Annotated in this window: 24 protein-coding genes; 22 read left to right on the forward strand and 2 right to left on the reverse strand. The window is 47.9% G+C overall.

The genetic code is table 11. The features are described 5' to 3' along the window. Positions 1–29 precede the first annotated feature (29 nt). Entirely contained in the window at positions 30–410 is a 381-nt protein-coding gene (locus HU147_RS09065) for a rhodanese-like domain-containing protein (RefSeq protein ID WP_036809291.1), read from the reverse strand. Positions 411–566: 156 nt separating this feature from the next. Between HU147_RS09065 and HU147_RS09070 the strand changes: the two genes are divergently transcribed. From HU147_RS09070 to HU147_RS09165, 20 genes are all read left to right on the forward strand, one after another. Continuing rightward, positions 567–1346 carry a lipoate--protein ligase family protein gene (locus HU147_RS09070; RefSeq protein WP_263427803.1) on the forward strand — a complete coding sequence of 260 codons (780 nt, stop codon included), beginning with the start codon at positions 567–569 and terminating at the stop codon, positions 1344–1346. Positions 1347–1534: 188 nt separating this feature from the next. Beyond that, complete coding sequence (locus HU147_RS09075; RefSeq protein ID WP_224075928.1) at positions 1535–4093, forward strand: vitamin B12-dependent ribonucleotide reductase; 2559 nt, start codon at positions 1535–1537, stop codon at positions 4091–4093. 284 nt (positions 4094–4377) lie between these two features. After that, the gene (gene aroQ / locus HU147_RS09080) at positions 4378–4818 is read left to right on the forward strand and encodes a type II 3-dehydroquinate dehydratase (RefSeq protein ID WP_224075929.1); all 441 of its coding nucleotides are present in this window, start codon (positions 4378–4380) and stop codon (positions 4816–4818) included. Then, a complete protein-coding gene (locus HU147_RS09085; protein ID WP_317985505.1) occupies positions 4815–5882 on the forward strand; it encodes a M24 family metallopeptidase in 1068 nt (355 codons plus the stop codon). The genes aroQ and HU147_RS09085 overlap by 4 nt, the downstream gene beginning before the upstream one ends. Positions 5883–5899: 17 nt before the next feature. Beyond that, positions 5900–6460: an elongation factor P gene (gene efp, locus HU147_RS09090; RefSeq protein ID WP_224075931.1), complete on the forward strand. Its 561-nt coding sequence runs from the start codon at positions 5900–5902 to the stop codon at positions 6458–6460. Positions 6461–6603: 143 nt separating this feature from the next. Then, a complete protein-coding gene (gene accB, locus HU147_RS09095; protein WP_224075932.1) occupies positions 6604–7116 on the forward strand; it encodes an acetyl-CoA carboxylase biotin carboxyl carrier protein in 513 nt (170 codons plus the stop codon). A 13-nt stretch (positions 7117–7129) separates the two neighbouring features. After that, positions 7130–8479, forward strand: coding sequence for an acetyl-CoA carboxylase biotin carboxylase subunit (gene accC / locus HU147_RS09100; protein WP_036809272.1), 1350 nt, complete (start codon positions 7130–7132; stop codon positions 8477–8479). A 20-nt stretch (positions 8480–8499) separates the two neighbouring features. Further along, on the forward strand, positions 8500–8898 hold the full coding sequence (locus tag HU147_RS09105; RefSeq protein ID WP_036809269.1) for an Asp23/Gls24 family envelope stress response protein: 399 nt from the start codon (positions 8500–8502) through the stop codon (positions 8896–8898). Between the two features lie 235 nt (positions 8899–9133). After that, positions 9134–9523 carry a transcription antitermination factor NusB gene (nusB, locus tag HU147_RS09110; protein WP_224075933.1) on the forward strand — a complete coding sequence of 130 codons (390 nt, stop codon included), beginning with the start codon at positions 9134–9136 and terminating at the stop codon, positions 9521–9523. 15 nt (positions 9524–9538) lie between these two features. Then, the gene (folD, locus tag HU147_RS09115) at positions 9539–10414 is read left to right on the forward strand and encodes a bifunctional methylenetetrahydrofolate dehydrogenase/methenyltetrahydrofolate cyclohydrolase FolD (RefSeq protein WP_224075934.1); all 876 of its coding nucleotides are present in this window, start codon (positions 9539–9541) and stop codon (positions 10412–10414) included. A gap of 70 nt (positions 10415–10484) precedes the next feature. Beyond that, positions 10485–11846, forward strand: a complete 1362-nt coding sequence (xseA, locus tag HU147_RS09120; RefSeq protein WP_224075984.1) for an exodeoxyribonuclease VII large subunit — start codon at positions 10485–10487, stop codon at positions 11844–11846. Beyond that, positions 11839–12075: an exodeoxyribonuclease VII small subunit gene (gene xseB / locus HU147_RS09125; protein ID WP_036809260.1), complete on the forward strand. Its 237-nt coding sequence runs from the start codon at positions 11839–11841 to the stop codon at positions 12073–12075. Before xseA ends, xseB begins: the two co-directional genes overlap by 8 nt. Continuing rightward, positions 12072–12950, forward strand: coding sequence for a polyprenyl synthetase family protein (locus tag HU147_RS09130; protein WP_224075935.1), 879 nt, complete (start codon positions 12072–12074; stop codon positions 12948–12950). The genes xseB and HU147_RS09130 overlap by 4 nt, the downstream gene beginning before the upstream one ends. Before the next feature lie 91 nt (positions 12951–13041). Continuing rightward, positions 13042–14946, forward strand: coding sequence for a 1-deoxy-D-xylulose-5-phosphate synthase (dxs, locus tag HU147_RS09135; protein ID WP_224075936.1), 1905 nt, complete (start codon positions 13042–13044; stop codon positions 14944–14946). Continuing rightward, positions 14943–15764 (forward strand): TlyA family RNA methyltransferase, encoded by an 822-nt coding sequence (locus tag HU147_RS09140; RefSeq protein WP_224075937.1) that lies wholly within the window; start codon positions 14943–14945, stop codon positions 15762–15764. Before dxs ends, HU147_RS09140 begins: the two co-directional genes overlap by 4 nt. A gap of 181 nt (positions 15765–15945) precedes the next feature. Then, entirely contained in the window at positions 15946–16395 is a 450-nt protein-coding gene (gene ahrC / locus HU147_RS09145) for a transcriptional regulator AhrC/ArgR (RefSeq protein ID WP_036809248.1), read from the forward strand. 16 nt (positions 16396–16411) lie between these two features. Then, positions 16412–18109 carry a DNA repair protein RecN gene (gene recN, locus HU147_RS09150; RefSeq protein ID WP_224075985.1) on the forward strand — a complete coding sequence of 566 codons (1698 nt, stop codon included), beginning with the start codon at positions 16412–16414 and terminating at the stop codon, positions 18107–18109. 34 nt (positions 18110–18143) lie between these two features. Then, the gene (spo0A, locus tag HU147_RS09155) at positions 18144–18902 is read left to right on the forward strand and encodes a sporulation transcription factor Spo0A (RefSeq protein ID WP_224075938.1); all 759 of its coding nucleotides are present in this window, start codon (positions 18144–18146) and stop codon (positions 18900–18902) included. A 146-nt stretch (positions 18903–19048) separates the two neighbouring features. Continuing rightward, complete coding sequence (locus tag HU147_RS09160) at positions 19049–19513, forward strand: plastocyanin/azurin family copper-binding protein (protein ID WP_224075939.1); 465 nt, start codon at positions 19049–19051, stop codon at positions 19511–19513. A gap of 113 nt (positions 19514–19626) precedes the next feature. Continuing rightward, positions 19627–20352, forward strand: a complete 726-nt coding sequence (locus HU147_RS09165) for a glycerophosphodiester phosphodiesterase (protein WP_224075940.1) — start codon at positions 19627–19629, stop codon at positions 20350–20352. A 67-nt stretch (positions 20353–20419) separates the two neighbouring features. On the opposite strand, the gene HU147_RS09170 is transcribed toward HU147_RS09165, so the two are convergent. Then, positions 20420–20653, reverse strand: coding sequence for a DUF2627 domain-containing protein (locus tag HU147_RS09170; RefSeq protein WP_036809233.1), 234 nt, complete (start codon positions 20651–20653; stop codon positions 20420–20422). 125 nt (positions 20654–20778) lie between these two features. Between HU147_RS09170 and HU147_RS09175 the strand changes: the two genes are divergently transcribed. Next, positions 20779–22824 carry a sigma-54 interaction domain-containing protein gene (locus tag HU147_RS09175; protein WP_224075941.1) on the forward strand — a complete coding sequence of 682 codons (2046 nt, stop codon included), beginning with the start codon at positions 20779–20781 and terminating at the stop codon, positions 22822–22824. A 133-nt stretch (positions 22825–22957) separates the two neighbouring features. Next, a complete protein-coding gene (yqiS, locus tag HU147_RS09180; RefSeq protein WP_317985506.1) occupies positions 22958–23866 on the forward strand; it encodes a phosphate butyryltransferase in 909 nt (302 codons plus the stop codon). Positions 23867–23871: the final 5 nt, after the last annotated feature.

Below are 23871 nucleotides of genomic sequence, written 5' to 3' on the forward strand. Positions count from 1 at the left end.
TTCCGGTTTGGAAAGACTTTATGGGTACATCATTTGGATTTGACTTTGCCGGTCCATTGCTTGAAACCGCCTTGCAGTTGATACAGCTGGTTATAGCCTTTTTTCTTCAAGAATAACGCAACCCGTCCGCTGCGTGCACCATTCTGGTCATACAAGTAGACCGGTTTGTCAGAACGGATTTCTTTGTAGCGCTGGCGCAATTGGGATTGAGGGATGTTGCGCGCGCCAAGGATATGCCCGCCGGCAAACTCTTTCGGTTCGCGTACATCAATCAGCTGAGCTTTGCGGTAGCCTTCGATAAATTGTTCTTGTGTAAGATTTGTGACAGCTTTTTTAATTCGGAAATAGGAAATCAGTCCGAAGATGATCGCTATCAGCAGAACGCCTAAGATGATATACAGAAAATCCAATGTTCTTGCCCCTTTCTATTCTCCTTTTATTATAAAAGAAGGAGTGACGGTTATTCAATGCCAATGTTACACTAATTATTGGATTTAGGAGGCGATCTTGTGAAATTTAAAGATTGGTATTTCATAAATTCGGGGCAAAACAGCCCCGCGTTTAATATGGCAATGGATGAAGCGTTATTGGACTGGCACAGCGAAGGGTTAATTCCACCGGTGATCCGGTTCTACGGATGGAACCCCGCAACTTTGTCGGTCGGCTATTTTCAGCGCGTGGAAAAAGAAATTGATATGGAGCAGGTTTTAGCGCTCGGGCTCGGCTTTGTCCGCCGTCCGACCGGGGGAAGGGGAGTGCTCCATGAGCATGAACTGACCTACAGCGTCATCGTATCGGAAGATTATCCCGAAATGCCGGAGACAGTGACGGAAGCTTACCGCGTAATCAGCGGAGGATTGCTGCAAGGGTTCAAGAACCTGGGGCTGGATGCTTATTTTTCAGTGCCGGATACCGATGAAAAGCGGGCTGATTTAAAGAAGCCGAAAAGTGCGGTTTGTTTTGACGCGCCAAGCTGGTATGAAATGGTCGTTGAAGGCAAAAAAGTAGCGGGAAGCGCACAGACCCGGCAAAAGGGAGTCATTCTGCAGCACGGAGCTATCCTATTGGATCTGGATGCTGAAAAATTGCTGTCTGTGTTTAAATTTTCGAGTCCGGAATCCGAAGAGGCGATGCGCCGGAAAATTCCTGAAAAAGCGGTGGCGATCAATTCGCTCAGAGCACGTCCTGCAACAATTGAAGAGTGCGTAGATGCCTTTAAAGCCGGCTTTGAAGAAGCATTGGCCATCAATCTCACGCCTTACATATTAAGTGAAGAACAGCTTGCATATATTAAATCCATAGAAGAGAAAAAGTACGGAAATGATGAATGGAATTTTCGGAATTAAGGAGTCTTTTGGCTCATTTTGATTTCTGGGTCCGATTGAAAAGCTTGCTGTTAGTGGATTTTCAATTGGAAAAAATTCCAGCGCAAAATTTTGTTATTCCAAAGAGTTTCAACATCTAGTATCATGGGAAAAGTAGTAATACTATATATAGTGTTTCACTCCATATAATACAAAGGAGGAATTGTCAAATGGTTTCTGTTACACAAACTCAATATACACTTGATCCACATTCTCTCAACATCGACATCCAAGCGTTTCCGCAGGTGCATGCGATTACTCCTGATATGAAAATTACGCATAAAGGGGTATCCCGCCTCGTCATGATTGACCGGTATTCATTCAAAGATACGGAGAAAAAGACACTTAAAGCCGGCGACTTCGTCGTGTTGACCGTCAAAGAAGATCCGAAATTCCCGGCTCGCGGCCTTGGCTATATTGTCTCGATCGATAAAGCCGCCAACACGGCAAAAATCTGGATTGAAGAAGATTACCGCAGTGCGATTGACAAAGAAAGCGAACAGGAAAGCGGCATCGTCAACCGTACGTTGGATGTCATTGAAAAGCCGCTCGAAGTCTATTACGAGCAAATCGCAAAACGCAATGCAACGGGCTTGGCTTCTGTTGAAGCGACTCCGGAAAAACGCCAGGAATGGTTTGAGAAATTCTATCAGCAATTGGTCGGATTGAAATTCATTCCGGCAGGCCGTGTTCTTTACGGAGCGGGAGCAGATACCGATGTAACGTATTTCAACTGCTACGTAATGCCATTTGTGGCCGATTCGCGCGAAGGGATTTCGGATCACCGCAAACAAGTGATGGAAATCATGTCTCGAGGCGGTGGAGTCGGAACGAACGGCTCGACGCTGCGTCCGCGCAACACACTGGCGCGAGGCGTCAACGGGAAATCTTCCGGATCGGTTTCATGGCTGGACGATATCGCCAAATTGACTCACTTGGTGGAGCAGGGCGGATCACGCCGCGGCGCCCAAATGATCATGCTTGCCGACTGGCATCCGGATATTGCGGAATTCATCATTTCAAAAATGCAGAATCCCCGCATCCTCCGTTTCCTGATCGAGAACTCGGAAGATGAAACGATCAAAAAGCTTGCGCACAATAAATTGAAATTCAAGCCGCTGACCGAACAGGAAGAAGCCATGTACCAAGGCATCCTGAACTACCGGGCGATTCCGGGAATGGGCGGATTCAACGAGAAAATCATGCGCGACGCTGAAACAAAATTGCGCGATGGCGGCACGTATTCCGTTCATAACGAAGAATTCCTGACAGGCGCCAATATTTCCGTGACCTTGACGGATGATTTCATGAAAGCGGTGGAAGAAGATGCAGACTTCGATTTGCGCTTCCCGGCTGTAGAGTCTTATTCGAAAGAAGAGATGGCCATCTACAACGAACAATGGCATGAAGTGGGCGACGTGCGCGAATGGGAAAGAATGGGCCATAAAGTCCGCACTTATCGTACGATGAAAGCACGCGAACTTTGGAACTTGATCAATGTTTGTGCAACTTATTCTGCAGAACCCGGCATTTTCTTCATCGACAACGCCAACGACAAAACAAACGCGAAAGCATACGGCCAAAAAGTCGTTGCGACAAACCCTTGCGGCGAGCAGCCGTTGGCGCCTTATTCCGTTTGTAACCTGGCAGCAGTCAACTTGGCGCAATTTGCCGACCCGTCAACTAAGCAAGTGGATTTCGAGGCATTAAAAGAAACAGTGCGCGTCGGTGTCCGCATGCAGGACAATGTTATTGACGCGACTCCTTACTTCCTTGAAGAAAACCGTGTACAGGCTCTGGGTGAGCGCCGCGTCGGACTTGGGGTTATGGGCCTTGCGGATCTTCTCATTTACTGCGACAAAGAATACGGTTCGCCTGAAGGCAACGAATTGGTCGATGAAATCTTCAAGGCCATCGCTGTGGCAGCATACGAGCAGTCGACAGAATTGGCAGTTGAACGCGGAAGCTTCCCATTCCTTGTCGGCAACACCGACGAAGAAACGGCGGCACTCCGGAAAGCATTCACCGAAACCGGCTTTATGCAGGGCATGCCGGAAGAAGTACGCCAGGGAATTCTGGAAAACGGCATCCGCAACTCGCATTTACTGACAGTTGCTCCGACCGGCTCAACCGGTACAATGGTGGGCGTATCGACTGGCCTTGAACCTTATTATTCCTTTACTTACTACCGCAGCGGACGTCTCGGCAAATTCATCGAAGTGAAAGCCGATATCGTACGCGAGTATCTGAAAAATAATCCGGACGCGGATGAAGAAAACTTGCCGAAAGCATTTGTCACTTCAATGGACCTGGCTCCTGAAGCCCATGCGGATGTGCAGTGCATCATCCAGCGCTGGATCGATTCATCTATTTCGAAGACGGTCAACGCACCGCGTGGCTATACAGTCGAGCAGGTACAAGGCGTCTACGAGCGCTTGTACAAAGGCGGAGCAAAAGGCGGCACGGTTTATGTCGACGGCAGCCGTGATTCACAGGTGCTGACGCTGAAAGCGGAAGAAAACACGTTTGAAGAAAGCCATCCGGAAGAAGTCAAAGGGAAACGCCCTATCGTCCTTATTGATACCATCCAAGATCTGCGTTCTACGAATGTCACCATCGGCTCTGAAGTGGGCAACACATGCCCGGTCTGCCGCAAAGGGACAGTAGAAGAAATGGGCGGCTGCAACACTTGCACCAACTGCAACGCTCAACTGAAATGCGGATTATAATATTTCTCCAACCACGCGACGGCTTCGGCCGCCGCGTTTTTTCATGCCAAAAACCCAACTGGTATACCAATTAGTAAATTCAAATCCAGTCTGCGCGGGAAACAATGTCACAAATTTGCTATACGCTTTTATTTCTTAATAAATGTAAAAAATTACATAAGGATAATATCCGAAAATAAAAAAACCGAAACAACGAACGAAGCCGGCCATTAATGAAATATTTGCTCTCTTGAATTGAGCGGTATGGTAAAATAATGAAGAATGCGAAGGGAAGGAGTGGAGAAATGAAAGTTTTGTGCTTGAACGGCCCGAACTTAAATCGCCTCGGGAAACGCGAAAAAGAAGCATACGGCAGCTTTACGCTCGATGAACTCGAAGCAGACTTGAAGGAGTTCTCATCAGAAAACGGCATCAACCTGATGTGCATGCAGTCGAACCATGAAGGCGAATTGATCGACTGGATCCATATGGCGGCTGACGACGGCACGGAAGGAATTGTCTTGAATGCCGGCGCCTACACCCATACGAGTGTCGCAATACGCGATGCCATTGCCGCCATTCAAATTCCTGTAGTTGAAGTACATATCTCAAATGTCTACAAACGCGAAGAATTCCGCCAGCATTCGCATATCGCTCCGGTAGCGGCCGGACAGATTACTGGATTCGGCCAGGACGTTTACAAGCTGGCGCTGCATGCACTGTTATTAAAACAAGCGAGAGGATGACTCCATTGAAATTACAAAAATTGCGCAAAGAAATGGAACAACAGCAAATCGAGGCTATGTTGATTACAAGCCAGTACAATCTTCGCTACATAACTGACTTTACCGGAACGGCCGGATTGGCTCTTGTCACTCCACATAAAGCATATTTCATCACCGATTTCCGCTACACGGAACAAGCGGGAGAACAAGTCAAAGAATTCGACGTCGTGCAGGCTAAAACGAATTTATTGGAAGAAGCGGCAGAACTTGCGAAAAACCTTGCCGTGAAATCGCTGGCTTTTGAAAAAGATTACGTGACATACGCAGCATTTCAGGATTACCAAGCCAAAATCGATGCGGAATTAAAACCGGTCAGCGGCTTGATTGAAAAAATCCGGATGATCAAAACACCAGAAGAAGTGAGCATCCTAAAAGCGGCAGCGAAAATTGCGGATGATGCGTTTGAACATATCTGCAAATTCATCAAAGTCGGCCAGACAGAACTGGAAATTTCGAATGAACTTGAATTTTTCATGAGAAAACAAGGAGCCACGTCTTCTTCGTTCGATACGATTGTCGCTTCCGGACTTCGATCGGCTTTGCCGCATGGCGTAGCCACGGAGAAAAAGATTGAAAGCGGCGATTTTATTACGCTTGACTACGGAGCCTTGTATAACGGCTATATTTCGGACATTACGCGTACCGTGGCCGTTGGAGAGCCTTCCGAAAAATTGAAGGAGATTTACCAAGTGGTCCTGGATGCACAAGTCCAAGCTGTTGAAAAAATCGGTCCGGGCATGACCGGCATTGAGGCGGATGCCATTGCACGCGACTACATCAAGTCAAAAGGCTACGGAGAAGCATTCGGCCATTCAACGGGGCATGGCATCGGACTTGAAGTGCATGAAGCACCTGGGTTATCATTTAAATCGCAGACAGTTCTTGAACCGGGAATGGCTGTAACAGTGGAACCGGGAATATATCTTCCGGGAATTGGCGGAGTTCGCATCGAAGATGATATACTGATAACTGAGTCAGGAAATGAACGATTAACTCACTCCACGAAAGAGCTACGCATTTTATAACAAACGGAGGAACTTACATGATTTCAGTAAACGATTTTAAAACAGGTGTGACAATTGAAGTGGATGGCGACATCTGGCGCGTAATGGAATTCCAGCACGTGAAGCCAGGAAAAGGCGCAGCTTTTGTCCGCACAAAATTGCGCAATTTGCGTTCAGGCAACGTCAACGAAAAAACGTTCCGTGCCGGTGAAAAAGTGGCGAAAGCACAAATTGACAACCGCAAAATGCAATATTTATACGCAAGTGGGGATACTCATGCATTCATGGACACCGAAACATACGACCAGATCGAATTGCCTGAGAAAAGCATTGAGTACGAATTGAAATTCCTTCAGGAAAACATGGAAGTTCAAGTCATCCAGTTCCAAGGCGAAGTACTCGGCGTAGAACTTCCAAATTCAGTTGTGCTGGAAGTTACAGAAACGGACCCAGGCATCAAGGGTGATACGGCAAGCGGCGGTTCAAAACCAGCTACTTTGTCGACTGGCCTTGTTGTACAAGTTCCTTTCTTCATCAATGTTGGCGACAAGCTGATCATCAACACAACAGATTCTTCTTACGTATCACGCGCACAGTAAGTTCGTGCACTGAAGTTGGTTGAAAAAGTGGTCTCTTCGCAAGAGGCCACTTTTCCAATTGCCAAATGGCTATTTCATTTTTTCAGAAAAAAGTCTAAAATGAAATAGTTGTATAAACCATACATAAAGGGGAGTAGAACAAATTGAAAATCCAAGAAATCAGAGAAATTATTAAACTGGTGGATAATTCATCAATTGATGAGTTCACCTACGAATCCGAAGGTACAAAAGTTAAGCTGAAGAAGAACAGCGGCGAAGCAAATGCAGCATCACAAGCGCCGTCAGCGCCAGCCCAATCGGCACCTGCAGCAGCTCCAGCTACGCCAGCACCAGCTTCAACACCAGCTCCAGCTGCAAAACCGGAAGAACTGATTTCAGAGGAGACTCCTGAAATTCCAGCAGCGCAAGATGAAAATCTACATAAGATCTTATCGCCGATGGTCGGCACATTTTATCAATCACCCTCACCGGAAGAAGCGGCATATGTTCAGCCAGGATCGAAAGTTTCTGCTGACCAAGTGGTCTGCATCGTAGAAGCGATGAAGTTGTTCAACGAAATCGAAGCGGAAGTGGATGGGGAAATTGCTGAAATTCTTGTAAAAGATGGCCAGCTAGTTGAATACGGCCAGCCTCTTTTCCTCGTAAAAGCTAACTGAGGAGGAGAAAGCTATGAAAAAAGTGTTAATTGCAAATCGCGGTGAAATCGCTGTTCGGATTATCCGTGCCTGTAAGGAAATGGATATCGAAACGGTAGCGGTATACTCCGAAGCGGACAAAGAAGCGCTTCACGTAGAATTGGCGGATGAAGCATATTGCATCGGACCCAAGCTATCGAAAGACAGCTATTTGAATTTCTCTAACATTATTTCCGTAGCGAAATTGACAAACTGTGACGGCATCCATCCGGGCTATGGCTTTTTGGCTGAAAACGCCAGTTTTGCAGAGCTCTGTGAAGAATGCGACATCATGTTTATCGGACCTACTTCCGCTGCCATTTCCAAAATGGGAACAAAAGACGTGGCACGGGAAACGATGCGCCTTGCAGGTGTTCCAGTTGTGCCCGGCTCTACCGGCATTGTCGGCAGTGAGAAAGAAGGCCTTGAAATCGCTGAGGAAATCGGTTTCCCGGTCATCATCAAAGCCACAGCCGGCGGCGGAGGCAAAGGCATCCGCGTTGCACGTGACCGCGATGATTTTATCACAGGACTTCGGATGACACAGAAAGAAGCTGCGGCCGCTTTCGGTAATCCAGGCGTTTATATTGAAAAGTTCATTGAGGATTTCCGCCATATTGAAATCCAGGTGCTGGCTGACTCGCACGGCAATGCCGTCCATTTAGGCGAGCGTGACTGCTCGATTCAGCGCCGGATGCAAAAACTGGTAGAAGAAGCGCCGTCTCCGGCCTTATCACCGGAACTTCGTGCGGAAATGGGTGAAGCGGCTGTAAAAGCGGCTTTGGCTGTTGATTACCGCGGCGCCGGAACGGTCGAATTCATTTTCGACGCAGTCAACCAGAAATTCTATTTCATGGAAATGAACACACGCATCCAGGTGGAGCATCCGGTAACTGAAATGATTACGGGCATCGATTTGATCCAGCAGCAATTGAAAGTGGCTTCGGGCGAAACTTTGGCGTTCCAGCAAGAAGACATCACATTCAAGGGCTGGTCGATTGAATGCCGCATCAATGCGGAAAACCCGGCGAAAAACTTTATGCCATCTGCTGGGAAAGTGACGATGTACTTGCCGCCGGGCGGCCTTGGCGTACGCGTGGACTCGGCAATGTATCCAGGCTACAGCATTCCGCCGTATTACGATTCAATGGTAGCGAAGCTCATCACGTTTGCAGATACGCGTGAGGAAGCGGTTGCCAAAATGAAACGCGCGCTCGATGAATTCGTCGTCGAAGGCGTTCATACAACGATTCCGTTCCACTTGAAACTGATGGATCATGAAGTGTTTAAATCCGGGGACTTCAATACGAAATTCCTTGAAAAGTACGACGTTCTAGGATCCTGATCCTAAGGGAGGAACTCAACATGGCAGAAAAAACAGCCCCTTATTTGCAAATGAAAGCAAGCGGCAAACAGCATTTAGGAAATATCGAAGTGGCGCCGGAAGTGCTTGAAATCATCGCCAGCATAGCAGCGACTGATATCGAAGGCGTTGCCAGCATGCAGGGCAACTTCGCTTCCGGTGTTGCCGAACGCCTTGGCAAGAAAATTCACGGCAAAGGCGTCAAGACCGATCTGACAGAAGAAGGATTGATGATTGACATCTATTGTGTCGTGAAGTACGGCGTTTCGATTCCGCAAACCGCTTTGAAGCTGCAGGAACAAGTAAGACAGACACTCGAAAATATGACGTCTCTCCAAACCCAGGAAGTCAACGTCCATATTACCGGTGTCCAATTCGAAACCCAGCAGACCGAAGAGTAAGCACGCTTCACGGCTTGGGCTAAACGAAAAAAGCACGCGCTGTCCATCCAGTCTGTTTACAGGCTTGGCGGACAGTGCTTTCTTTTTGGCAAATTCCGTTTTGCGGATTGCCGATTAAACATCACGCTGACATTGCGCCTCCCCTTAATTATCGAAACATTTCAAACATGGAAGTTCGGGTGCATTACCTGTATAATGGGGGATAATTAGTGTGAAAAGGAGACCGGATATTATTATGAAACGACATGAAGCACGTGAAAAGGCGCTCCAGACTTTATTTCAAGTGGATGGAACGGAATTGACAATTGCAGAAGCAACCGAGCACGTAATGGGGCTTGAACGCGATAATTTTTATGATTTGCTTGTCCAAGGGACGCATACCAATATGGAGGCAATCGACGAAAAGCTGAAAGGCCACCTCGAGCACTGGGCGCTTGAACGCCTGCCAAAAGTGGAACGGACCATCCTGCGCATGGCTGTTTTTGAATTGGCGTATATGGAAGATGCACCGGCAAGCGTCATTATGAACGAAGCGATCGAACTCAGCAAAACATTCGGAGATGACAAGTCAAGCCGCTTTGTCAACGGGGTATTATCGAAATTCACAGACGAACTAGCAAATTGAATTGGAGGAACTACAGTGACTGCGACAACAATAGATGGTAAAGCAGTAAGCCAAAAAATCAAAGAGCAAGTAAAAACGCGCGTGGAACGATTGAAAGAACAAGGGGTTATTCCCGGTCTGGCAGTAGTGCTGGTCGGTGAAGACTCCGCTTCCCATACATATGTCAAAAACAAGAAGAAAACATGTGAAGCCCTCGGCATGCGTTCGGATTTGCATCAATTTCCGGATAGCTTGACGGAAGCGGAACTGCTTTCAACGATAGAAGAACTGAATAATGATCCGCAAATTCACGGAATCCTGGTGCAGCTGCCGCTTCCGGCGCAGATTGATGAATTCAAAGTGATTCTGGCCATCGATCCGGCAAAAGACGTAGACGGCTTCCATCCGATTTCAGTCGGCAATATGATGATCGGAAAAGAGGCTTTCTTGCCTTGTACGCCGCACGGCATCATGAAACTTCTCGAACATTACGATATCAACCCTGCCGGAAAACATACCGTAGTCATCGGCCGCAGCAATATCGTCGGCAAACCGGTCGGGCAATTAATGCTGCAGAAAGATGCGACAGTTACGTACTGCCACTCCAAAACAGCTGATTTGCCTTCTTTTACAAAACAGGCGGATATTCTGATTTCTGCAATCGGCCGTGCAAAATTGATTGATCAAAGCTTTATCAAGCCTGGTGCAGTCGTGATTGATGTGGGCATGAACCGCGACGAAAACGGCAAGTTGTGCGGGGACGTCGATTTTGCGGAGGTTTCCCAAACGGCTTCATTCCTTACACCGGTTCCTGGAGGCGTGGGCCCGATGACCATTGCGATGCTAATGGAGAACACGGTCCAATCCGCTGAAAATGGGCTTCAGAAAGACAAAAGCGCCGAAACGATGTAAAATGAATAAAAAAGAAGCTGTTTTTCGAAAGAAAGACAGCTTTTTAATTTCTAAGATTGGGGTTGAAATTTTGTCGAGCGACCCGTATTTATCCGTCAAGGCGTTAACCAAATACATAAAAAAGAAATTTGATGCCGATCCCCATTTGCGTGACGTTTACGTTAAAGGGGAATTATCAAACGTAAAAATCCATACGAGCGGGCATATTTATTTTACATTGAAAGACAATTCGTCCCGGCTGCCGGCTGTGATGTTTGCAGCAAATGCCCGGACGGTAAAGTTCAAACCGGAAAGCGGAATGACCGTGCTGATCCGCGGCGATGTCACCGTCTATGAAGCTTCCGGCCAATACCAACTGTATGCCCAAACGATGCAGGCTGACGGCATCGGGGATTACTATCTGGCTTTTGAACAGCTGAAAGAAAAGCTGGCGAAAGAAGGCCTGTTTAATGCTGTACATAAAAAGCCCTTCCCGCGTTTTCCGAAAAAAATTGCGGTTGTCACTGCGCCTACCGGGGCAGCGGTACGCGATATTTGCATTACGCTTAACCGCCGGTATCCGCTGGCGAAAATTGTGATTTATCCGACCTTGGTGCAAGGGACGCAGGCCATCCAGTCGATTGTCCAATCCATCCAGGCAGCCAATAAATCGGATTACGACGTCCTGATAGTCGGACGGGGCGGCGGTTCGATTGAAGACTTGTGGGCATTTAACGATGAAGCCGTAGCGCGGGCGATTTTCCAGTCGCGCATTCCGATCATTTCCGCAGTTGGCCATGAGACCGATACCACGATTGCCGATTTTGTCGCGGACCTTCGGGCGGCGACTCCGACAGCGGCGGCTGAACTTGCGGTGCCAAGCAAAGCCGAATTGCTCGAACGGCTATTGAGCTACCGGACCGGTATGTACCGGATGGCTTCCAATACGATCACAAAAGAAAAAACGGCGCTGAACCGGCTGACTTCGTCGATGCCGTTCGCTTATCCAGACCGTTTGTACCGGCCGTTTATTGAGCGGGTTGAACGGGCAACAGACTCCCTGCAGCGTGAAGTTGTGCAAACTTACAGGCGCTCAAGAGAGCAGCATGCCTATCTGGATAGGCAATTGGCAGGCAGAAGCCCTGAAAATTTGATCAAACAATCCACAAGCGAATTGGATCATCTCCAAAGAAGGCTGGACAGTCTGATCGGCCAATCCTTGCGAAACCGTACCCAGCAGCTGTCTTCTGCTATGCGGACACTTGATGCCTTAAGTCCATTGAAAATTATGGACCGCGGTTATTCGATTTCATACAAAGGCGGCCAAGTCGTCAAAAGTGTCACCCAAGTTGAAGAAGGCGATAGTCTGACCATTTCGATGAAAGACGGAAACTTGGCAGCGACTGTTACAGAACGCATTTTAACAAGCAAAGGAGACAATAAAGATGGCTGAAAAAGAAATCATGTTTAATCAGGCGATGGAACAACTTGAAGAGATCGTGCGTCAGTTAGAGCAAGGCGATGTGCCGCTCGAAGAAGCGCTGACTTTATACCAAAAAGGAATGGAACTTTCGAAAGTCTGCCACGACAAGCTGCAAAATGCGGAAAAACAGCTCGTGACCATGATGAAAGACGGCAAAGAAGTGTCAGTGGACATAGAAACGGAAGGTAATGCAAAATGAACTTAACCGAATTCCGATCACATTACGAACCGTTGATTCAAAAAGAGCTGGCGGATTTGATTGACGCATTGTCCATTCCGTCTTCATTAAAAGAGTCTATGCACTATTCCCTTCAGGCGGGCGGAAAAAGAATCCGGCCCATTCTGCTGTTGGCTGTCCTCCATGAACTAGGCGGGGAACATCCGGAAGCATTGAAAGTGGCTGCTGCGATTGAAATGATCCATACGTATTCACTGATCCACGACGATCTGCCAAGTATGGACAATGACGATTTGCGGCGCGGTATGCCGACCAACCATAAAGTGTTCGGCGAAGCCGTAGCCATTCTGGCGGGTGATGCTTTGATTACCTATAGCTTTGGTGTAGTGGCGCGGCTGCAGCATGTATCAAGCGACGACAAAATCCGGCTCATCGATTTGATGAGTGTTTCAGCAGGCGCTGAAGGAATGGTCGGCGGGCAAGTGCTCGACATCGAAGGCGAAGAAAAGAAATTGACGCTCGAGGAACTTGAACAAGTGCACCGCTTGAAAACGGGGGCATTGCTGACCTACAGCATTTTGGCAGGAGCGATTCTTGGAAAAGCCACTCCGGAAGAAATGCTGGCACTCAGCCGCTTCGGCGAACATCTCGGTCTGGCATTCCAGATCCAGGACGATATTTTAGACGTCACAGGTACGTCACAGGAACTGGGCAAAACCGCAGGCAAAGACGAATCGAGTGAGAAAAGCACGTATCCGAGCCTTTTGACTTTGCCAAAAGCAAAAGAAAAACTCGATTACCATGCGGCCGAAGCACTGCAGGCGATCCAAGGGCTGGGCGGGCAAAAAGGGCTTTTGGAAGAACTGACTGCGTTGATTGTGAAAAGAAAAAACTGAATTTCGGCCCCCGAATTTGTACATTGGGCTGAGATTGATATAATGGAAACAGGCTATTTAATGGAAAAAATTTAAAAAGGTGCGTGATGGAATGGATCTGCATACGATTACTAGTCCATCTTTCTTAAAAGAGCTGGACAATAAACAGCTCGTTCGTTTAAGTGAAGATATACGGCGATTTTTAATAGAAAACCTTTCCCGGACAGGCGGCCATATTGGGCCAAACCTGGGAGTTGTGGAACTGACAATTGCGTTGCATAAAGTATTTAACAGCCCTGATGACAAGTTTATCTGGGACGTTGGCCATCAGTCTTATGTGCATAAAATTTTGACGGGCAGAGCGAGCCAGTTTGATACGCTTCGCCAATTCAAAGGTTTGTGCGGGTTCCCTAAACGCAATGAAAGCGATCACGATGTCTGGGAAACCGGCCATAGTTCGACTTCTTTGTCGGCAGCAATGGGAATGGCAGCGGCGCGAGACATCAAAAAAGCGAAAAACCACGTGATTCCGATTATCGGAGACGGGGCGCTTACCGGCGGCATGGCGTTTGAAGCCCTGAACCACATCGGCCATGAAAAAACCGATATGATTGTCATCCTGAATGACAACGAAATGTCCATCGCCCCGAATGTCGGCGCGATGCACAGCATGCTCGGCAGAATGCGTACAGCCGGAAAATACAATAAAGTCAAAGACGACTTGGAATATCTATTGAAGAAAATTCCGGCAGTCGGCGGTAAATTGGCCTCTACGGCAGAGCGTCTGAAAGACAGCTTGAAATACCTTGTCGTATCCGGCATGTTTTTTGAAGAGCTTGGCTTTACCTACCTTGGTCCGATTGATGGACACGATTTGGAAGAATTGGAAGAAAACCTGCGGTACGCCAAGAAAACCGGCGGTCCGGTTCTGCTCCATGTCATCACGAAAAAAGGGAAAGGCTTTTTGCCTGCGGAAACGGATACAGTCGGCACTTGGCACGGAACTGGCCCATACAAAATGGAGACCGGTGATTTGGTGAAATCTTCGTCCAAGGCGCCTTCTTGGAGCGGACTTGTAGCGGAAACGGTCCGGAAACTTGCCCGGACCGATGAACGCATTGTGGCGATTACGCCTGCAATGCCAGTCGGCTCTAAATTAGTCGGGTTCGCTTCTGAATTCCCTGACCGTTTTTATGATGTGGGGATTGCGGAGCAGCATGCTGCAACAATGGCAGCGGGCCTTGCAACCCAGGACATGAAACCATTCCTGGCAATTTACTCGACGTTTCTGCAGCGTGCGTATGATCAGGTTCTCCACGACATTTGCCGCCAGAACTTGAATGTCTTTATCGGCATTGACCGGGCAGGGCTTGTCGGAGCAGACGGAGAAACGCATCAAGGCGTCTTTGACGTCGCGTTTTTGCGCAACTTGCCGAACATGGTCATCATGATGCCAAAAGATGAAAACGAAGGCCAGCATATGGTGAAAACGGCGATTGACTACAACGGCGGCCCGATTGCGCTGCGCTATCCGCGCGGCAACGGTCTAGGTGTTCCGATGGACGCAGAGCTGAAAACTTTGCCGATCGGTTCATGGGAAGTGCTGGAAGAAGGAACGGATGCGGTGATTTTAACATTCGGAACGACCATCCCGATGGCGCTTCACGCTGCGGAACAATTGCGCGAAGAAGGCATCCAGGCGGAAGTGGTCAATGCCCGCTTTATCAAACCGATGGACATCAGCATGCTTCACCAGATTTTCGAACGCAGTGTACCAATCGTGACGATCGAAGAAGCTGTACTGCAAGGCGGATTCGGCAGCGCAGTATTGGAATTTGCTGAAGAAAACCAATACCGCGGAGCGGTTGTAGATCGCTTAGGGATTCCAGATCAGTTTATCGAACACGGCGATGTGGCGGAACTGATGGATGAAATCCATTTGAACAGCGATGAAGTCGTGCGTGTGGTGAAAAAGCGTGTGAAGCCGGAAACAAAGGCGGAAACGACGGCGCTATGAACAAACCGAAAAAAGAACGGGTAGATGTGCTGCTGGTAGAGCGCGGGATTTGCGAAACACGCGAAAAGGCAAAACGGGCAATTATGGCAGGCATTATCTACTCTAATGAAGTGCGGATGGATCGTCCCGGTGAAAAAATCGCCGAAGATGCACCGCTTCAGATGAAAGGCAACGACTTGAAATATGTAAGCCGCGGAGGATTGAAACTGGAGAAAGCATTGGCGGAATTTGACTTATCAGTTGAAGGCAAGCTGATGCTGGATATCGGTTCTTCCACCGGCGGATTTACCGATTGTGCTTTGCAAAACGGTGCGAAGCATTGCTACGCGCTGGATGTCGGCTATAATCAATTGGCTTGGAAAATTCGGCAGGATGAACGCGTCACCGTTATGGAACGCACCAACTTCCGGCACTCCAAGCCGGAAGATTTTGCTGAAGGGCTGCCGGAATTTGCAACGATTGATGTCAGTTTTATTTCGCTGCGCATCATTCTTCCGGTCCTCAAGACGATTCTTGTGCCGGGCGGCGATGTTATTGCATTGGTAAAACCTCAATTTGAAGCAGGGCGCGAATCTGTCGGCAAAAAAGGCATCGTGCGCGATCCGAAAATCCATAAAGAAGTACTGGCAAAAGTGGCGGGCTTCGCCATTGATGCAGGTTTCCATTTGAAAAACATGTCTTTTTCGCCGATTACCGGCGGAGAAGGCAATATCGAATTTCTGTTCCATCTGCAATCCGCCGCTGAAGGGGAAGAGATTGCTCCTCTCTCGGCAGAGCAAGTGGCAGAAACCGTCAAAATGGCACATGAAAAACTTTAAACACATTCCAGCGGGATGTGTTTTCTTTTTGGCTCGTTGCTCCTGGCAGGAAACGCCGGCCCGAGTGATTTTCAGTGCGGCTGTTTCCAATGCTTATTCCGTTCCTTGCTTGTTTTTCGGAAGGATAAAAGGTACGATATTAGGTATATAGAATAATTATTCATTCTGGGAGGACAATAAAGTGAACAAAGGCCAACGCCATATAAAAATTCGCGATTTGATTTCCAATCGTGAAATTGAAACACAAGACGAACTCGTGGATTTATTGAAGTCCGCTGGGTATGAAGTAACGCAGGCAACGGTCTCGCGTGATATAAAAGAATTGCATCTAGTAAAAGTGCCGCTGCAGGATGGGCGCTATAAATACAGTTTGCCTGCAGACCAGCGTTTTAACCCGATGCAAAAACTGCACCGTGCGTTGACGGATGCTTTCGTCAGCATTGACGGGGCCAGCCACTTTTTGATCATGAAGACGTTGCCGGGCAATGCGCATGCCATCGGCTCGTTGATCGACCATCTGGATTGGGAAGAAATTCTGGGCACGATTTGCGGGGACGATACGTGCCTGATCATTTGCCGGGATACCGAACAGCGGGAAGTGCTGAAACAACGTTTGATCGAAATGCTATAAAAAGAGGTGGATGGGTATGCTGCGGGAACTGGATATACGCAATTTCGCCATTATCGATGCATTGACCGTCAGCTTTACAGAAGGATTGACCGTGTTGACCGGGGAAACCGGCGCCGGAAAATCGATCATCATTGACGCGGTGCATTTATTGGCAGGGGGGCGCGGGAGCCAAGAATTTATACGGCACGGCGCTAAAAAAGCAGAAATTGAAGGTCTTTTTTCTTTGGACAATGAAAAGCATCCAGTGTTCCGTAAGCTGGATGAATTTGGCATATCCTCGAGCGACGGCGATATTTTGCTTCGCCGCGAGTTGAACGATAAAGGGAAAAATGTATGCCGCATCAACGGAAAATTGGTGACTATCTCGATTCTCCGGGAAGTGGGTGCGGCTTTGATCGACATACATGGCCAGCATGAAACGCAGGAATTGATGGATGAAAAACAGCATGTCTTTTTGCTGGATCAGTTTGCCGGAAAGTCGATTGCCAAAGCGAAAGAAAGTTATTTGAATACCTACGATAAATACTTGAAGCTGAAGCGGGAATTTGCTTCGTACAATGAAAACGAGCAGCAGATTGCACAAAAAATCGATTTGCTGACGTTTCAGCTGCGGGAAATCGAAGCTGCCGAACTGGTAGCGGGAGAAGAAGAAGAACTGCAGCAGGAACGCAAAAGGCTGCAGAATTTCAATAAAATCTACGAATCGGTATCTGCAGCACATGAAGCGATCCAAGGCGAATCCAAAGGCCTGGATTGGGTCGGTTCCGCAATGTCCGAACTCGAACACGCCGCTTCGGTCGACGAAGCGTTCAGCAGCCAGTCGGAAACCTTATCGAGCGCTTTTTATCAGCTTCAGGATGTCTCCACTGAAATCAAACGCGTAATTGACGATATGGAATTTGATCCGGAGCGCCTCAATGAAATTGAACAGCGCCTGACGCTGCTTCAATCGTTGAAACGGAAGTACGGGGCTTCAGTTGAAGATATGCTCTTGTATTATGAAACGCAGGTTGATGAACTCGACCGGCTGATTAACCGGGACCAGCGTTTGCAGCTGGACCAGGAAAAGCTGAAAGAACTTACGGAAGATCTGCGGGTTGAAGCCGAAGAATTGACGATTCTTAGAAAAAAAGCGTCCAAACAGCTGGGCAACGCCATTATGGAACAATTGCAGGCCTTGCATATGGGCAAAGCGTCGTTTGAAGTGAATTTCAGTTCGCTGCCGAGTGGCCGCTTTGACCGCAATGGCCGCGATGTAATCGCTTTTTACATTTCAACAAACCTGGGAGAGCCGCTAAAGCCGTTGACAAAAGTGGCGTCCGGCGGAGAATTGTCGAGAATGATGCTCGCTTTAAAAACGATCTTTTCGAAACACCAGGGCATTACGTCCATCATTTTCGATGAAGTGGATACGGGAGTCAGCGGCCGGGTGGCACAGGCCATTGCCGAGAAAATTGCTGCGATTTCCGTCCATTCACAAGTGCTGTGCATTTCGCATCTGCCGCAAGTAGCGGCGATGGCGGACCAGCATTTGTTCATCGAGAAGAAAGTGGAAAAACAGCGCACGGTCACCGCCGTCCATGAACTGGATGGCCAGGAACGCACGGAAGAAATGAGCCGCATGCTGTCCGGCGCAGAAATTACGGAATTGACATTGCAACATGCCGAAGAATTGTTGACGTTGGCGCGCGACAGAAAACTGACGATGAGGTAAATTGCAAGTAGCAGTCATCAGGGGGAGAAAGTTGATGGACAAGATCAAAATTGCAATCGCAGACGATAATCGCGAATTGGTAAAGCTCATGAGTGATTATTTAAGCAGCCAATCGAATATGGAAGTTGTCGCTGTCGCATATAACGGGAAAACTTGCATAGAGATGCTGAAACAGCACGAAGTGGATGTCCTGGTGCTTGATATCATCATGCCTTATTTAGACGGCATCGCCGTGCTGGACGCCATCAAAGAAGATGGGGAATTGAGGGACATTGATGTCATCATGCTGTCTGCGTTTGGACAGGAATCCATCATGAGCCAAGCGGCTGAATACGGTGCGTCGTACTTTATCATGAAACCGTTTGAGACAGAACGGCTGGCCGTTCAAATCAGCCACATTATGCATAAACGCGAAAACGTGGACAATCCCAAAAACGAAGCAGCTGCGAAGGATGAAGCCATCACCCATATGATTAAAGAAATCGGAGTTCCTCCCCACATCAATGGCTATCTTTTCTTGAAAGAAGCGGTTTCATTGGTGCTGGAAAATCCGGATATTTTAAATCGGGTCACAAAAGAGCTTTATCCGGGAATCGCCAAACATTTTGACTCTACGCCCCAGCGGGTGGAACGTTCTATTCGCCATGCCATCGAAGTGGTGTGGAGCCGAAAAGAAACACAGCACATCTCCAAACTGTTCGGATACAGCGAAGAGCATTTGGAATCAAAACCGACCAATTCCCAGTTTATTGCTATGGTTGCCGATAGCATCCGGATGGATTCTACCTTATAATAAGAGGTAAAGAATCCTTGCGATGCAACTGGCTATTCAAGCATCTAGGACCCCCTCTCAGAAGTTGCATGCAATCATTCTCTTAATGTAAATTGCCCGTTTGTTTCTTTGGACTTTATAAGAAATACAAGAAGGGAAGGATTTGCATGAACAGAAGATGGGGTGCGCTTATTGTTGGGGGTGTTTTGGTGTTAGGGGCTTGTGGCCAGGAAGATGCGCAGCCGGCAGAGGACACAGATGTTGCGGACCATGAAATGGACAAGGGCGATCATGATGCAGATGACGCTGCCAAAGAGGATGAACCGGAATCGTCTTCGATCGATCCTGCCGATGCGCCTGAAGCAGCAAGCGGCACGGCTTCCCCGTTAATCGCAAAAGGCGAAATCACAAGTTTTGTTTTTAGCGAAGCGGGTGAATTTCCGCTCCACTGCGATCCGCATCCGACCATGACAATGACGGTCATTGTGGAAGATGGGGCATCTTCCAGCGGCGAAGCGGCAGTGGAAATGGCGGATCTTGCTTTTAGCGAATCGGAATTGACCGTTGCTCCCGGCACTGTGGTAACGTGGACCAATCAGGACGAGGTTGAACATAACGTCTCTTTTGACTGACAAATTGAGGGGTAGGCCGGGGCGATCAAAACCTGGCCTATTTTCTTTTTAGCTCCAATCAGAAGTTCAATTATTCGGCATTAAACCTAACTAACAGAAAGTAGATGATCTAGTTGTCCGAAGTAAAAGTGTATGCCCATCGCGGAGCTTCCAAAAATGCGCTGGAAAATACGTGGGATGCGTTTCAGAAAGCTTGCGAGCTTGAAGTTGGCATTGAACTGGACGTGCAGATTACCAAAGACGGCGTAGTGGTCGTGTTCCATGATGACAATTTAAAGCGGCTTGGCGGCGAAAAACGCAAAATCGAAGAAATTGATTATCAGTACTTAAAAGAAATAAAGATTGGCAAACGGTGGAAGCGCCGTTTTTCAGATCTGGAAATTCCGCTTGCTTATGAAGTGTTCCAATGGGCAAAGGAAAAAAACATTCCATTGAATGTCGAAATGAAAAATTCATTTTCGGCCCATCCGAATGGGCCGAAAATATTGGCGGCGATGCTCGATGGGTTGGACGATTTCCATATCTCTTCGTTTAACCCACAGCTCCTGAAGGAAATGAAACAATTAATGCCGACAAAAGAAATGGCATTGATCTTGAAGAAGAGCCTGCCTTTGGAAACCCTTCGGCATATGGATTGGGTAGATAGCATCCACCTTCACAGAAAGCTGTATTCTTTGTCTTTTCTGGAAGCCCTCCATGAAATGAAAAAAACCATCCGGGTTTATGGAATTATCGGTTCGGAAGCTGCTATGAAAAAAATCGCACCGCAGCTGAAAGGGATCATTACTGACCATCCGGAGCGGATTACAAAAAAATTGCGTCTGACCTATGACAGGTAGACGCAATTTTTTTGTTCATTTATTCTGTTGATTTTAAACGGTTTCTGACGTTATTCCAGGAAGACTGTTACTTCTGGAATCTCTTGGCGACGGTCCCTTTTTTGCGGTCCCGGTTCAACAGGAAGCCTGCAAAAAATCCGATGCCGAGCACCACGAAAATTGTTCCTAATGTAAATTGCATCCACAACGCAGGGTAAGGTTCCAATAGTTTATTAAATAAGGTATCGCGCATCAGTTTTATGCCGTATGCAGCCATAATACCAGGAATCAGCAAAATGATAAATGCGATTAAACGTCCCATGTTTCCACTCCTTCACCTCTATTGTTTCTAATTCCGTTTTAGTTGTCAAGAAACACATCCTCAGGTACGCTAAAGAAAGATACTGCAAAGATTTGCACAGCAAAACCGGAAAGGTATGAAGACCATTGCAAAACGTATTGATTATAGGTGGAGGCGCCGGAGGGTCGGCTATTCTCCAGATGCTGTTGGAATCTGACTATATGCGGGTGTGCGGCATCGCAGACATCAATCTGGCAGCACCGGCCGTACAAAAAGCCAAACAATGGGGCATTCCCGTTTCAATCGATTACCGGGATTTTAATAAAGACGAGGTCCATATGGTGGTCAATGTGACAGGGAGCGATGAAGTCCAGCAGGAATTGCCGCTTCATTTTCCGAAGTCCACTGTCATTATTCCAGGCGGCATTGCCAATGTCTTGGTCCGTTTGATCACCGAGAAAGAGCATTTCATCTCGCTTTTAAGCGAAGAAAGCCATAAACAAAACATCATCTTCAATTCGATTGAAGAAGGCATGGTCGGGATTGACCGGAACGGGCATATCAATTTCCTGAACAAAAGCGCCGCGCGTATGCTCGAAGTCCAAGCAGAGCTTGCCATCGGCCGGCCGATCCATGAATTCATCACGGCCAGTGAATTGCCGCACACATATGAAAGCGGTCGCACGGAACTGAACCGGGAGCTGATTTTGCCGAACGGGGCTAAAATCGTTTCCTCCCGTTTTCCGATGGTCGATGAACATGGTGAAACGATTGGTGCATTTGCTGTCTTTAAAGACATTTCGGAAGTCGTGTCGCTGGCAGAACAGATTACGGATTTAAAAGAAGTCCAGACGATGCTGCAAGCGATTATCCAATCGAGCGATGATGCCATATCGGTCGTCGATGAAAACGGCAACGGCTTGCTCGTGAATCCGGCCTATACCCGCATCACGGGCCTTCAAATGGAAGAAGTCATCGGCCAGCCGGCTTCTGCGGATATTTCTGAAGGGGAAAGCATGCACTTAAAAGCGCTCCAAACCCGAAAGCCTTACCGGGGCGTTAATTTGAAAGTCGGCCCGGCAAACCGGGAAGTAATCGTCAATGTTGCCCCGATTATCGTGGATGACAAGCTGAAAGGCAGTGTCGGCGTTATCCACGACACGACTGAAATCCGCTCGTTGATGAAAGAATTGGACCGGGCAAGAAGCATTATCCGGACACTCGAATCGAAATATACATTTGACGACATCATTGGTTTGAGTCCGGAAATGCAATTGAGCCTCCAGCAGGCCAAACTTGCTGCACAGACGCTGGTAACGGTGTTATTGCGCGGCGAATCGGGGACCGGCAAGGAATTATTTGCCCACGCCATCCACAGTGCGAGCGAGCGGAAATACAAAAAGTTCGTCCGGGTAAATTGCGCCGCATTGACAGAGGAATTGCTGGACAGCGAATTGTTCGGCTACGAAGAAGGGGCGCTGCCCGGCATTAAAAGCGGCGAAAAAAGAGGGCTATTCGAAGAAGCGAATAATGGCAGTATTTTCCTGGATGAAATCGGGGAATTGTCGCCGATGATCCAAAGCAAATTGCTGCGTGTGCTGCAGGAACATGAAACGCTCCGGATCGGCAGCACCACACCGATTCCCGTAAATGTCCGGGTGATCGCTTCCACCAATGCCAATATGGAAAAGGCATTGCTGGAAGGCACTTTCCGCGAAGATTTGTATTACCGGCTAAACCGGATGCCGATTTTAATCCCGCCGCTTCGGAAACGGAAACAGGATATTCCGAGCATCGTGGACCGGCTGCTGCTCAAGCTGAATCAGGAATATGGCCGACAAATTGAAACCGTCACGGACAAAGCACTGCAATTGCTGCGCGTCTATGATTGGCCCGGCAATGTAAGGGAGCTTGAAAACGTCCTGAGCCGGGCAATGATTTTTATGCAGATGAATGACAAAGTTCTGACCGAAGAGCATATTCCGTTAAATATGATTAAAGCGCCTGAAGCGAAACACGAAGTGACTTTCGAGTCATCGGTGCCGCTGCAGGAACAGCTCGATACGATTGAAAGAGGGATTCTTCAACATGCATTAAAGCAGTTTAACGGCAACAAATCCAAAACCGCTAAGCAACTGGAAATTTCCTTGCGCACCCTTTATTACAAACTAGAAAAATACGGACTTTCCTAAGGTCTTTGCAAATTCTTGCAGGGTTTTGCAAGAATTTGCAAGGTTTTTTAGTTAATAATGGCAATAAAGCGCTTACAACTCTTATATTCCGCTCTTTTTTCTGTTTTAATTAAAAAGGAATGAGGTGTTGAAAGTGGTTACATTAACTCAATTGATGGATGAAATTTCTGTGGAAGCGGAACATACCGTGGCGCTCGCAGCAGCGGCAGACTTTGAAGTGCTCAAAGCCGTCAGCGTGGCAGTGGAACGCAATTTTGCGTTTTTCCGGCTGTATGATGACGAAGCCAGATTGAAAAAAATGATCCATGCCGACTTTCCTCATCTGATTGATCATCCAAAAATTAAGGTGCTTCACGCTGCAGGGCCTGCCCAAGCAGCGGAACAGGCGGTTAAATCGGTGTACATAAACGATTCAAACGTGCTGATGAAAGGCCATATACCTACCGCTGTTTTGATGAAGGCGGTGTTGAACCGGAATTTCGGCCTGAGGACCGGAAAGATCTTATCCCATGTGGCAGCTTTTGAAATTCCAGGCTTCGACCGTTTGCTGTTCATCACCGATGCCGGAATGAATATCAATCCGGATCTTCAACGAAAAGCTCAAATCATACAAAACGCTGTTCAAATTGCCAAATCTGTTGGCGTCATCAAGCCGATCGTTGCTCCGCTTGCCGCGATTGAAGTCATCAATCCGGCGATGCACGCGACACTGGATGCCGCAGCACTTGCCGCAATGAACAGGCGAGGCCAAATTACCGATTGCATCGTCGATGGGCCGCTTGCCCTCGATAATGCTATTTCGATCAACGCGGCAAAACATAAAGGGATTTCCGGCGAGACCGCTGGAAATGCAGACATTCTGCTCGTCCCGAATATCGAGTCCGGCAACATCCTATACAAATCATTGGTGTATTTTTCAAAAGCGAAAGTCGGCGGGCTGATTGCCGGTGCCAAAGCACCAATCGTATTGACTTCACGCGCCGACAGTGCTGAAAGCAAACTGTATTCGCTTGCTTTAGCTCTTCGCTCGTCCAACATTTAACGAAC

It is taken from the genome of Planococcus chinensis, assembly GCF_020071995.1.
Classification (GTDB): domain Bacteria; phylum Bacillota; class Bacilli; order Bacillales_A; family Planococcaceae; genus Planococcus; species Planococcus chinensis_A.